The organism is Bacillus sp. FSL E2-8887 (assembly GCF_038007205.1).
GTDB lineage: Bacteria > Bacillota > Bacilli > Bacillales > Bacillaceae_G > Bacillus_A > Bacillus_A mycoides.
Map to the genome: position 1 here is coordinate 4052709 of NZ_JBBOWS010000001.1, position 12984 is coordinate 4065692.

The window sequence follows — 12984 nt, forward strand, 5'->3', positions numbered from 1 at the left end:
TATTTAATGATAGAAAAGCGAGAATACCCCAACGAATGTTCTCTGTTTAAAACTTCTGTTATTTTCCATTGACAGAAAGGATAAAGCCCCTTAATATACAGAAGTCGATAATGATTATCAATACTAATTAAAGGGGTTACATCAGGATGAAACAAAAGCTATTTATTTTATTTACTATTATGCTAGTTGTTCTTTCTATCGTTGGCTGTTCTTCTCAAAAAGAAGAATCAAAAGCAAAAGAACAACCGAAAACGAAAGTTGTAAAACATGCTAAAGGGGAAGCAACAATTCCAGCTAATCCAAAGAGAATTGTTGATTTATCTGGATCAACAGAGGAATTATTAATCCTTGGACATAAACCTGTCGGTACAGCAAACACATATAAAGATAAAATCCAAAATCATTTAACTGAAAAGTTAGACGGAGTAAAAGCAGTTGGCTGGTATTGGGCACCTAAAGTTGATTTAGAGGCTGTTACTGCTTTAAAACCAGACTTAATTATTTTAAACAATCGTCAATTGAAAATTTATGATCAACTAGAAAAAGTGGCACCGACAGTTGTTCTGGAAACAAATCTAGAAGACTGGCGCGGTAAGTTTAAAGAAGTAGGTAAACTATTTGACGAAGAAAAGAAAGCAGACAAATGGATTGCAGATTACGATAAAAAAGCAGACTCTTTATCTAAAAAAATTAAAGAGAAAACAAAAGATGAGAACTTTATGTTCGTTGCAGTTACACCACAAAACTTCCGTGTATACGGTAGCTTCGGATACGGTGACATCATCTTTAACGACTTAAAGCTTCCAGCAACAAAAGGTACAGATTTAAAACAAACGATGGCACAAGTATCACTAGAAGGTCTTGTTGCATTCCAGCCTGATCAAATGTTTATTGTAAACTTCGGCGGAGAAGCTGATAAAGTGTACGAAGACTATAAAAACAGTGCGGTTTGGAAAGATAATAAAGCAGTAAAAAACAATCACGTATATGAAGTATCGAATGAAGCCTTCAATACGAAAGCATTCAATCCAATCGGAAAAGATATGCTAATTGATGAAATCGCAAAAGAGATTTTAGCTAAGAATAAATAAAAAAAGCAGCTCACCCTGAGCTGCCTTTTTTATTATTTTGCACTGCGTATTGCTTCATTTTTTCGATTGTCTTCACGAATCCTTCTTTTGACTTAATACGAATACCACGCTTTAGTTTTGCTCGCTCATAACTCTCAAGCTTTTTCATATCAATTTGAAAGAAGGAATGGATCGCGTTATCACTTTTCGGTACCCCTTTAAAAATTTGCAATATCCCTTCCTCTGAAACACCAAAATAACCGCTCGTTTTCAGTAAAGGAGAAATATCATCAACTTTCCTTTGTAATACGATTTGCACATCATCACGATCAACAAGTTGCCATTCTTTATATTGCTGCAAAAACTTTTCTAAATCCGCTACTTTTTCTGTCAGTATTTCCTCGCTTACTTCTCCATCAACATACATACGCTCTAATAAAATTGTAACTTCAGGTACTTTTTCTGTTATTTCTGCCCTCACATCGGATCCATAAGCTAAGCAAAACATCACAACGAAAGCTTGCACTGCAATTAGCATCCATTTCATTTCCGTTCACCTCTTCTAGGCAAAATCATACTTTCATTTGTAGCTTTTCCGGAAATGGGGGTTTTATCCATATAAACAATAGCATTAAATTTCTAAGGAAAATAAAGTGAAACTTTAATCAGTGGGGGGTTTTGTTCATCCCCCACTGATTATTAGTTAAACCAATCGGGCTTTTACGGGCAGTTGATCTCCCACCTAACTCCCTCGCATTCGCCGAATTTCGAGGTGGGAGTCTTACTGCCCACAAATAGCGGGACAAAAAATGCAGATAAGGGTTAATCCTCATCTGCATGTATCATTTACTTTTATATAAAATGAAAGACGCCTGCAAAGCAGGCGTCTGATGCGTTTACGGCGAAAGACCAGGCGACCACATTCGCGTGTTTAGCACTTAAGCATATCTCTCGACTTACGTAAATTAGCTCATCGCTTTGCTAATATAACATTAACAAGGTAGAAGCGCAATATATTTCTAAATATATTTTTCTTCCTCTTTCAACCAATTGAAGTTTATGTAAATTATAAATTGATTAATGTAATATATATGTTACAATTAACACTATAAATATAAACAGGGGATGAATGCCTTGAAAAAAATTAAAGATGAACGCCTCATACTTCAAATGTTAAAAAACATACGTATTGCCTTTCTTTTTCAATCAATTGGTATAATCGGAATTTTAGGCTATATCGGATTCACAGAAGGAATGGATCAAATTACGAAATCTCCATTGTGGTTATTATTTATTCTTACAAGTATTGTACTTAGTTATTTACAGTTAAGCGTTTCTATCGATGTAGAAGAAAGCGAAAATGAAATAAAGTTAACTCCTTATTACAAAATTATTTTACGCTCTCTTATTGTAGGAATTATCATGGCTATTATTTATATCATTTTCAGTCCAGAAAGACCTCTATTTGAAGCTATTTTAACAGGTGGTATTCTCTTCATATGCTTTTTAGCGTCTTACTCCGTTAGTTATTTTATAAAAAAACGACGTTTACAAGACGACGATGAATAAAGAGGAAGGGCTATCCCTTCCTCTTTGATTTGTTATCGCATAGTACCAGTCAGACCGTAACGAATGTCTCGGAACATATTTGTTATGTCACGATTAAAATCGTTTGTAGCTGTGCCGTTACGTAAACGCGTACTCATTGCATCAACACGAGTAAACATGTCATTTCTTACAGAAACATATACGTTTCTATTTCCAACTTCATTCACAACAGCTTGACGAATTTCGTTCGCCATCGCTGTTTCATTCGTCGCTGTATTACGTGGTTTTACCGCAATCGCTACATCGTTTCCATATACAACTGTAGAAACTCGGTCTACGTTATTCATACGTTTCACACGATTCGTAATTTTCTCCGCAGTTTTACCATCATTGTTAATGTATGAATTGTTCATTGTAATATTACGAGTTGGATGTGGATTAGCAATTTGCCCATTGTAATTTACATCACGGTAATAATTATTATATCCTGTATCGTTACGACCGTTTCTATATGTTACATAATCTGTAGAACGATCGTTACGCGCTACATTATCACGATACTGGTGTGTATCATTATAAGATGTACGCTCGTAATTGTAGTTACGTCCATCCATCGCATTATTATCTTTTGGTGTACCACATGCAGCTAATGCACTGGTAACTAACAAAGAAGCAGCAATAACTTTTACTTTCGTATTCAATACAAAAACCCCCTCTGTTAGAATGAACTTCTCTTTCGAAAAGCTCCCCCTTATGATGAGTAACAGAGAGGGTTTTTACACTGTTAATATTTCACTAGGAATTTTCTAGCACTTAATGTAAATTCACCATATTCCTGACTATCACGAATACAAAAAAGGTGGGAATAACCCCACCTTTTTTAAACTTCCTCTTCGTCCTCTTCTTCTGAAACTGGTTCTCCAAATACGTTTGGTGGGTCCGGCTGATAATACATCGTTCCTGGCTGCGGTGCATATGCTGGCTGAGTTGGTTGATAATATAAAGGATTGGCGTATTGTGGTCCACCCGGTTGCGGACTATATAACCTACTCTCTCCTCCGCATCCACAATCTTCTTCCCCTTGTACGAGTGGTGGCATATTATTATCCATTGGCATCATATTTGGATTTGGCATAGAAGTATATTGCGGTGCCATTTGTTGATACGGCATTTGATTGTATGGATTTTGTTGCTGATACTGCGGATATGGCGGCATCATTGGCTGTTGATATGGCATCATGTTCGGCATTTGATTGTTATCCATTATCGGCATCATGTTTGGCATTTGATTGTTATCCATTATTGGCATCATGTTCGGCATTTGATTGTTATCCATTATTGGCATCATGTTTGGCATTTGATTGTTATCCATTATTGGCATCATGTTCGGCATTTGATTGTTATCCATTATTGGCATCATGTTTGGCATTTGGTTGTTATCCATTATCGGCATCATGTTTGGCATTTGGTTGTTATCCATTATCGGCATCATATTTGGCATTTGGTTGTTATCCATTATCGGCATCATGTTTGGCATTTGGTTGTTATCCATTATCGGCATCATGTTTGGCATTTGGTTGTTATCCATTATCGGCATCATGTTTGGCATTTGGTTGTTATCCATTATCGGCATCATATTTGGCATTTGGTTGTTATCCATTATCGGCATCATATTTGGCATTTGGTTGTTATCCATTATCGGCATATGCATTTGGCATTTGGTTGTTATCCATTATCGGCATCATATTTGGTTGTTATCCATTATCGGCATTTGGTTGTTATCCATTATCGGCATCATATTTGGCATTTGGTTGTTATCCATTATCGGCATCATATTTGGCATTTGGGTTATCCATTATCGGCATCATATTTGATTGTTATCCATTATTGGCATTATATTTGGTGGTTGATTGTTATCCATTATTGGCATTATATTTGGTGGTTGATTGTTATCCATTATTGGCATTATATTTGGTGGTTGATTGTTATCCATTATTGGCATTATATTTGGTGGTTGATTGTTATCCATTATTGGCATTATATTTGGTGGTTGATTGTTATCCATTATTGGCATTATATTCGGCACTTGAATATTAGGCGGTATTACTTGCGGGATAATAACACTTTCTTTTGATACGTTTGGTGAGACTATGCTTCCTACATTTTCTTTTTTCACTTGCGGCGACACTATATTCCCTACATTCTCTTTCTTCACTTGCGGCGACACTATATTCCCTACATTCTCTTTCTTCACTTGCGGCGACACTATATTCCCTACATTCTCTTTCTTCACTTGCGGTGACACTATATTCCCTATATTGTCTTTTTTCACTTGCGGTGACACTATGTTTCCTATATTGTCTTTTTTCGTTTGCGGAGAAATGACATTGTTAGGTTTCATTTTATTAATTTGAGGAGCAATTAACTCGCTTCCCTTTTTTATTACGTCTGAAATTTTATATTCTTTTTTCGCTTTAATTGGTGGTTGCGGTGGCTGTGGTAACACATTGATAGAAAATTTAGTATTTTCTTTTGTAGTAGGTTTTAGTTTTTCTACTTTCTCTACAACAGGTGGTTTTTGAATGACAGGCGGCTTTTCAACTGGCTTCTCTTTTTGAATCGGAATTTCTTTTTGCACTTCTTTTTGTGGCTTCACTTGCACTTCCTTTTGCGGCTTCACCTGTATTTCTTTTTGCGGTTTTATCTGCATTTCTTTTTGCGTTTGTTGCATAGCTGGTTGTTGTGTAATAGGTGTTGATTGATACGTGATCTCATCTTCATCTTCTATTGCAAGTGGCGTTGGTGTTGATGCAAACTCTTTTTGCTGCACCTCTTTTACATATTGTTTCGGGGGCGCTGAACCCGATCCAGTTTGTTGTTTCACATGAACGCTATGCGATGGCACTTTAATTTTCATCCCTGGCATAATTAGGTCTGGATTGCTAAGCTGTGTATTTGTTTTTTTTAGCGTTTCAAAATCCACTCCGTACTTTTTTGCAATTTTCCAAAGGGTCTCCCCTTTTTGCACGATATGAATTTTCAAATTTTCCCCCTCCTGTATAACTTATCTATAAGTAAAAACACTTTCTAAACAACATTAACTTCTTTTACTTTTATCACTTCTTCTATTTTCAATATGATTCGAAGTGGAATAAGCATAGAAAAACCGCAATGATTTCCTCAACACAATGTATGCCTATTTCATCCTTGTTATGATTATATGTACGAAAAAAAGCAACGGAAATCCCGCTGCTTTAAACGCGCTCTAACATACGATTTAATGCAAGAACTGCCTCTTCTGTTACTTGTTTCTCTACACGAATAACGTTAATTTGTTCTCCTCTTTCTATGTTCTCAAGTGCCCATAACAGGTGAGGTAAGTCAATTCGGTTCATCGTTAAGCAAGGACACATAAACGGATTTAGCGAAATAATTTCTTTATCTGGATGTTGCTGAATAATTCGGTTCACTAAATTCATCTCTGTACCAATCGCCCACTTACTTCCCGCCGGAGCTGCTTCAATCATATCAATAATATATTTCGTTGATCCTGCATAATCAGAAGCAGCAACCACTTCATAACAACATTCAGGGTGAACAATAATATTCATATCCGGATGATTTTTTCGCACATTTTCAATATTTTTCACAGTGAAGTTTTGATGAACAGAACAATGGCCTTTCCATAAAATCACTTGAATTTCTTCTATATCTCCATCGTACTCTAATGAATCTGTATGCGGGTTCCACACTGCCATTTTTTCTAACGGAATACCTAAATCATACGCTGTATTTCTTCCTAAATGTTGGTCTGGTAAAAAGACGAGACGCTCTTTTTGTGTAAACGCCCAAGACACCATTTGTTTTGCATTAGAAGAGGTTACTGTTGCCCCTCCATTACGACCACAAAACGCTTTGATCGCAGCTGTTGAATTTACATACGTTAATGGAATCATCGTATCCCCAAATAATTTCGCGAGCTCTTTCCACGCTCTTTCTGTTTGTTCAATATCTGCCATATCTGCCATAGAACAGCCGGCACGCATATCTGGTAAGATGACAATTTGATCATCTGTCGTTAACATATCTGCCGTTTCTGCCATAAAGTGCACACCACAAAACACAATATATTTCGCCTCTTTATTATTCGCTGCAACTTGTGCGAGTTGAAGTGAGTCCCCTGCTGCATCTGAAAATTGCACCACTTCATCTTTTTGATAATGATGTCCTGGAATAAATAGTAATGCCCCCATTTTTTCTTTAATTTCACGGACACGCTCTTCCATCTCTAATATAGACATCGTTTGATAACGCTCTGGTAACATTACTTCGATTGGCTGAACTTTCTCTAAAATACCCATTTATGATTCTCCCCCTCTAAACCACTCTCATTAGGCCTCAATATTAAAACTAATATCAAGTGCTTTCACTGAATGTGTTAACGCTCCAAGTGAAATATAATCTACCCCTGTTTTTCCGTATTTTGATAAATCTTCAATTGTAATACCACCTGAAGCCTCCGTAACGATGGCACTTGGTACAATTTTTGAAAACTCACGAATCTCTTCTGGCGTACGATTATCGAACATAATAACATCTGCGCCGGCCTCTACTGCTTCTCTTACTTGCGCCTCTGTCTCTGTTTCGACTTCTACTTTCACCATATGTCCCAATCTTTCTTTCACCGATGTAACAGCTTTTGTAATCGAGCCAGCAAAAGCAATATGATTGTCTTTAATCATGACACCATCATATAAACCGAATCTGTGGTTAAATCCGCCCCCGCATACTACAGCATATTTATCAAACATACGTAGTCCTGGCATCGTTTTTCTCGTATCACAAATGCGTGTATGACTGCTATCTAAAGCAAAAACCGCCTTACGCGTCATCGTCGCTATCCCGCTCATACGCTGAATAACGTTTAATATAACGCGCTCTGCCGTTAATAATGATGCGATTGGGCCTTGCACGGTTGCAATTATTTCGCCTTTTTCTACAAGATCCCCATCTTTTTTATGAAGTTCAACTTCAATTCTCTGATCAATTAATTTAAATCCTTCTTCAATTACTAAGCACCCTGCAAATACCCCTGTATCCTTTACAAGAAACGTTCCTTTCGCAAGTGCATTATCGGGAAAGATAAGCTGAGATGTTACATCTCTTTCTCCTATATCTTCTAGAAAAAATCGATTTAATGCTTCCTTAACTTTTAACGTATTCATAAAACCCCTCTTCCCCTTATTAAACAAGTTGTAGTTTTCTTCTCACTCGGATAATCTCTTTTTTCACGCTATTTCTTTCTGGATAATCAATGCGATAATGACCACCAATACTGTCTTCTCTTTGCAAAGCTGATACTGTTATAAGCTCACAAACTGTTAACATATTAATAAGCGTTATCTCTTCATTTGTAAGTGCATCATATTGTAAGATCATATTTCGCACACCGTACCTACTAAACCATCTCTGAGCATATGATAAATTTTTCTCAGTTCGCACAATCCCAACATATTTCATCATGCATTCTTGTATTTCTTCTTTCAACGGTAAATCATTAAGAGCTATAAAACTTTTCCCTCTCTCTTCCGGCACATTTTTTCTTTCCTCTGCTGACTTAGCTAAAATGTGTTTTCCTATTCGTCTTCCAAACACAAGACCTTCTAATAATGAATTACTCGCCAATCTATTCGCACCATGAACTCCATTACAAGCCACTTCACCGACCGCATATAAGTTTGAAATGGACGTCTCTCCGTCACAATTCGTCTTCACGCCGCCCATATGAAAATGAGCGCCCGGTACGACCGGAATAGAATTTTCTTTTAAATCAATACCATTCTTTTTACATAATGATGAGACGGTCGGAAAACGTTGTTCAAAGTTTTGAATGGTTTCGATGTTTAAGTACACTTTTTCACCTGCAAGAAGTTGTTCATGAATAGCCCTTGCCACTACATCACGCGGTGCGAGATCTTTCCCGGGATGTATATCCATCATAAAACGCTGTCCTTTTCCATTTATAAGGACAGCTCCTTCACCACGGACTGCTTCAGAAACGAGACCACAACATCGCCCGTCCACGTATAACATCGTCGGATGAAATTGTACAAATTCTAAATCAACAAGTTCTCCCCCAGCTCGATATATCATCGCAAGTCCATCGCCTGTAATTGTCTCATCATTCGATGTAAAGGCGTACAAACCACCTATTCCTCCTGATGCTAACACCGTATTATCAGCATAGTAACGCTTCAGCTTCCCTTCACTATTTCGCGTTAAAGCTCCTATGCATTTATTATTTTCTATAATAAAATCGAGCACCATTTCATGCTCAACGACAGTAACGTTCGGAACTACTTCTTGTATTAAATGCTCTAATAGATTTTTACCAGTTGCATCTCCTCCGGCATGTAAAATGCGCCGTTTTCGATGCGCCCCTTCTTTACCAAGGTGGATCCCTTTTTCATCCCCATCAAATTTCATTCCATTCGTAATAAGCTTACTTATTTCTTTCGGTCCCTCTTCAACTAAATAACGAACTGCTTCTTCGTTGTTATAATGGCAACCTGCCACTAATGTATCTTCAAAATGCCCACTCGGATCGTCATATGTAGCAACTGCTGCTGCAATTCCTCCTTGAGCTAAATGTGTATTATTATTACGTCCTGTTTTTTTTGTGATAATTATCACATTCTTTTCGTGACAAAGCTCTTTCGCAACACGAAGCGCCGCAACGCCACTTCCAATAATCAAGACATCTGCACTTGGCATAATTGTTGCCTCCCACTTTACACTTTCCAACTGTCTTGACACCTATATTTACATAGTTTTAAAATAATGACAAGAGTTTTTTTACAATTCTTATTTTCACTACCATTCTAAAAACGAAAACAAATGTCACTCTTACTGAAGAGAGGAAATTACATGATGATATATCTAGATTATGCAGCGACAACACCTATGAGCGAAGAAGCTTTAGAAACATATGTAGAAGCAGCAAAGAAATATTTCGGAAATGAACAAAGTTTACACGATATCGGCGGAAGCGCATCATCTTTATTGCAAGTTTGTAGAGAAACATTTGCAGAAATGATTGGGGGTAAGGAACAAGGTGTATTCTTTACAAGCGGCGGTTCAGAATCTAACTACCTTGCGATTCAATCCCTTCTAAATGCTAGAAATGGAAAGCACATTATTACGACACCTATGGAACACGCATCGATTCGAAGTTATTTTCAATCCTTACAATCGCAAGGTTATACTATTACTGAGATTCCTGTTGATAAAAGTGGGATAATTCATTTAGTAGATTTAGAAGCAGCTATTACAGAAGATACTGCTCTAGCAAGTATACAGCATGGAAACTCTGAAATCGGGACCGTTCAAAACATTGCAGAGATCGGAGCACTTTTAAAAAAATATAATGTTTTATTTCATTCGGATTGTGTTCAAACGTTTGGTAAACTTCCAATAGACGTTAAAGCGATGGAGATTGATAGCCTCTCTGTTTCAGCCCATAAAATATACGGACCAAAAGGAGTTGGAGCTTGCTATATAAATCCGCAAGTTCGCTGGGAACAAGTATTTCCAGGAACTTCTCATGAAAAAGGCTTTCGCCCTGGTACAGTGAACGTTCCTGGAATCGCTGCTTTTTTAACAGCCGCAGAGCATATATTAAAGAATCAAAAGGAAGAGAGCTTTCGTTTTAAACAATTACGATCTTATTTTTTAGAGCAATTACAAACACTTCCTCTAGAAATTGAAGTGAAAGGACATTCTACTTCTTGTTTACCACATATTATTGGGGTTACAATAAAAGGAATAGAAGGTCAGTATACAATGTTAGAATGTAACCGTCATGGTATAGCCATTTCAACTGGAAGTGCTTGCCAAGTAGGTAAACAAGACCCTTCAAAAACAATGCTTGCAATTGGAAAAACGTATGAAGAGGCAAAACAATATGTCCGCTGTTCTTTCGGACATCACACAACGAAAGAACAAATTGATACAACTATTCATGCACTACACACAATTGGAAATCAATTTTATAGAGGTGTTAAATCATAATGAAACAAAATGATCAAAAAAAGATTTTAGGCGAAGAAAGACGACAACTCATCCTTGAGTGGCTTCTTGCTGCAAATGAACCGTTATCAGGGAATGAACTATCTAAAAAGACAAACGTAAGTAGGCAAGTTATCGTTCAAGACATTTCCTTACTAAAAGCACGAAATGAACCAATTATTGCGACTGCACAAGGATATTTATATTTAAAGCCACAAACAAGACAACAAGCTTTCGAACGCGTAATCGTATGCCAACATAAACCGGCAGAAGTACGTCAAGAACTTACTATGTTAGTTGACCACGGCGTTACGATTAAAGACGTAAAAGTTGAGCATCCTGTATACGGCGACTTAACAGCATCGATTATGGTAAGTAATCGCTTCGATGTAGAACAATATTTACAAAAAATCGAAAACACAAACGCTTCCTATCTTTCGCAACTAACAGATGGTATTCACTTACATACAATCGAAGCAGATTCTAAAGAGAAATTAGATGCTGCCTGTGAGGCACTAGATCGAGCTGGATTTCTCGTTTATTAATTAATGTACAGCACAGAGTTTTTCATCATTCTCTGTGCTTTTTTAGTGATATAATATTGAAATCAATTGTAAAGGAGATCAACTATGGGAATTGAACTCGTTCACTTTAGCACTGGTAAACCGAAACAAATGAAATATGGCGAAGATAAAGAAATGATAACAGGTATATGTAAAGATCCTACAGAAGAGGCCTTCCTCTCAAAAGACGGATTCCGTGGTGATGATGTAGCGGATTTAAAACACCACGGGGGACCTGATCGCGCAGTTTGTGTGTACCCACACGAGCATTACGCACTATGGGAAGAGGAATTTCAAACTACACTTCCAGCTTCCACATTTGGCGAAAACATTACCGTAACAAATATGTTAGAGCGTGATGTTTGCATCGGAGATACATATCAACTAGGCGAAGCAATCATTCAAGTAACACAAGCTCGCGTACCTTGTAGCACAATTTCAAAACGTGTCGGTATTCCTGGCATTTTACCACGCATTGTAGCAACTGGATATACTGGCTACTTATGCCGCGTTCTTCAAGAAGGTACTGTGCGTAAAGATTCTAAAATTACATTACTAGAGCGTCCATCAAACAATGTATCTGTTTTGTTCTCTAACGAAATTTATTTTCATAATAGGAAAGATAAAGATGGCATTGAGAAGGTTCTTGCTGTACAAGAACTAGCCGAGATTTGGCGTGGTCAGTTAGAGGATCGTCTTTCGAAGTTAAAATAATAAATCCCACCTTTTATAGGTGGGACTCTATTTATCTATCATACGGTATACTAGCGACCGAAATTATATCGACTTAACTACAAAATACGACAAACACTCCCCTTACAACCAATAAGAAGAATAACTCCCCAGCACAGTAACAGAAAACCCGAGTGCTTCAAGTTCCATTGTTACGCCTGGCAATAATACATCATCGTATGCTTTGTCGACGTCGATTAAGAAAAAGTAATTTCCAAGGCCTGTTTTCATCGGGCGCGATTCAATTTTGGATAAGTTTAATTTTCTCCATGCGAAAGCTGATAACACTTGATATAGTGCCCCTGCGTAATCAGCAGGTAACGTTATCATAAGCGTCGTTTTCTCTCCTCGGTTTTCTCCGTTATTTGGGAGTACTGCTTTCTTTTTCTTATGGAGAACAAGGAAACGTGTATGATTGTTTTTATGAGTATGAATATCACGCCTTACAATTGTTAATCCGTATTTTTCTGCCGCTGCTTCATTTGCAATAGCTGCAATTTTTTCTTCAGGATGTTCTTTCACATATTGTGCAGCAGCGCTTGTTGATGTCATATCGCGAACGGTTACCCCTTTTAATTCCTCATTTAAAAATTTATGGCACTGTGCAATGGCATGTGGATGAGAATGTACAGCGTATACTTCTTTCCACACTCCTTCGTACTGCGGGTGTACGAGTAAATGTTGCTGAATTGGCACTGTAATTTCTCCTACAATGGAAAGTGGCTGCTCATGTACGAGATAATCAACCGTTATATTAACTGAACCTTCTATGGCGTTCTCTAACGGTACAACTGCGAAATCTACGTTTTCATTTGCGGCTGCATCAATACAATCTGGAATCGTTCGATACGGTACATGCTCTGCTTCCGGAAAAAAACGACTCACCGCCATATTTGTAAATGTCGCTTCTGGTCCTAAATATCCTACTCGAATCATCGTCTTTTCCCTCTTTTTCGTTTTCTTACTGTTATACCATACTTTTTAATATTCTTCTATGAGAATTT

12 protein-coding genes and 1 pseudogene are annotated in these 12984 nt (G+C 37.4%); 5 read left to right on the top strand and 8 right to left on the bottom strand.

The genetic code is table 11. The annotated features are described in order from the left end of the window. Positions 1-146: 146 nt before the first annotated feature. A complete protein-coding gene (locus NSQ08_RS20800) occupies positions 147-1091 on the top strand; it encodes an iron-hydroxamate ABC transporter substrate-binding protein (RefSeq protein ID WP_002034128.1) in 945 nt (314 codons plus the stop codon). 10 nt (positions 1092-1101) lie between these two features. Here the strand turns inward: NSQ08_RS20800 and NSQ08_RS20805 are convergent, their stop codons facing one another. Next, complete coding sequence (locus NSQ08_RS20805) at positions 1102-1617, bottom strand: BofC C-terminal domain-containing protein (RefSeq protein WP_002034126.1); 516 nt, start codon at positions 1615-1617, stop codon at positions 1102-1104. 587 nt (positions 1618-2204) lie between these two features. On the opposite strand from NSQ08_RS20805, the gene NSQ08_RS20810 reads away from it, so the two are divergent. Continuing rightward, complete coding sequence (locus NSQ08_RS20810) at positions 2205-2639, top strand: hypothetical protein (protein ID WP_002129237.1); 435 nt, start codon at positions 2205-2207, stop codon at positions 2637-2639. Positions 2640-2671: 32 nt separating this feature from the next. Here NSQ08_RS20810 and NSQ08_RS20815 read toward each other — a convergent pair whose 3' ends face one another. The 6 genes and pseudogenes from NSQ08_RS20815 to nadB all read right to left on the bottom strand — a co-directional run bounded on the left by NSQ08_RS20815 (position 2672) and on the right by nadB (position 9392). Continuing rightward, a complete protein-coding gene (locus tag NSQ08_RS20815; protein WP_002034140.1) occupies positions 2672-3319 on the bottom strand; it encodes a YhcN/YlaJ family sporulation lipoprotein in 648 nt (215 codons plus the stop codon). A 179-nt stretch (positions 3320-3498) separates the two neighbouring features. After that, a pseudogene (gene exsA / locus NSQ08_RS29935) lies at positions 3499-4200 on the bottom strand (spore coat assembly protein ExsA); the annotation flags it as partial. Between the two features lie 282 nt (positions 4201-4482). After that, on the bottom strand, positions 4483-5661 hold the full coding sequence (gene safA, locus NSQ08_RS29940; protein WP_445686303.1) for a SafA/ExsA family spore coat assembly protein: 1179 nt from the start codon (positions 5659-5661) through the stop codon (positions 4483-4485). A gap of 211 nt (positions 5662-5872) precedes the next feature. Next, positions 5873-6979 carry a quinolinate synthase NadA gene (gene nadA, locus NSQ08_RS20825; RefSeq protein ID WP_002192476.1) on the bottom strand — a complete coding sequence of 369 codons (1107 nt, stop codon included), beginning with the start codon at positions 6977-6979 and terminating at the stop codon, positions 5873-5875. 30 nt (positions 6980-7009) lie between these two features. Beyond that, positions 7010-7843, bottom strand: a complete 834-nt coding sequence (gene nadC, locus NSQ08_RS20830) for a carboxylating nicotinate-nucleotide diphosphorylase (protein WP_002184918.1) — start codon at positions 7841-7843, stop codon at positions 7010-7012. 19 nt (positions 7844-7862) lie between these two features. Next, the gene (gene nadB / locus NSQ08_RS20835; RefSeq protein ID WP_340778564.1) at positions 7863-9392 is read right to left on the bottom strand and encodes an L-aspartate oxidase; all 1530 of its coding nucleotides are present in this window, start codon (positions 9390-9392) and stop codon (positions 7863-7865) included. Positions 9393-9545: 153 nt separating this feature from the next. Here nadB and NSQ08_RS20840 point away from each other — a divergent pair, with 153 nt between their 5' ends. The 3 genes from NSQ08_RS20840 to NSQ08_RS20850 all read left to right on the top strand — a co-directional run bounded on the left by NSQ08_RS20840 (position 9546) and on the right by NSQ08_RS20850 (position 11962). Beyond that, complete coding sequence (locus tag NSQ08_RS20840) at positions 9546-10688, top strand: IscS subfamily cysteine desulfurase (RefSeq protein ID WP_340778566.1); 1143 nt, start codon at positions 9546-9548, stop codon at positions 10686-10688. Further along, positions 10688-11230, top strand: a complete 543-nt coding sequence (locus NSQ08_RS20845; protein WP_002034157.1) for a transcription repressor NadR — start codon at positions 10688-10690, stop codon at positions 11228-11230. The genes NSQ08_RS20840 and NSQ08_RS20845 overlap by 1 nt, the downstream gene beginning before the upstream one ends. 84 nt (positions 11231-11314) lie before the next feature. Then, a complete protein-coding gene (locus NSQ08_RS20850) occupies positions 11315-11962 on the top strand; it encodes an MOSC domain-containing protein (RefSeq protein ID WP_002129246.1) in 648 nt (215 codons plus the stop codon). Positions 11963-12064: 102 nt separating this feature from the next. Here NSQ08_RS20850 and pheA read toward each other — a convergent pair whose 3' ends face one another. Further along, positions 12065-12916, bottom strand: a complete 852-nt coding sequence (gene pheA, locus NSQ08_RS20855; RefSeq protein ID WP_002034155.1) for a prephenate dehydratase — start codon at positions 12914-12916, stop codon at positions 12065-12067. Positions 12917-12984 lie beyond the last annotated feature (68 nt).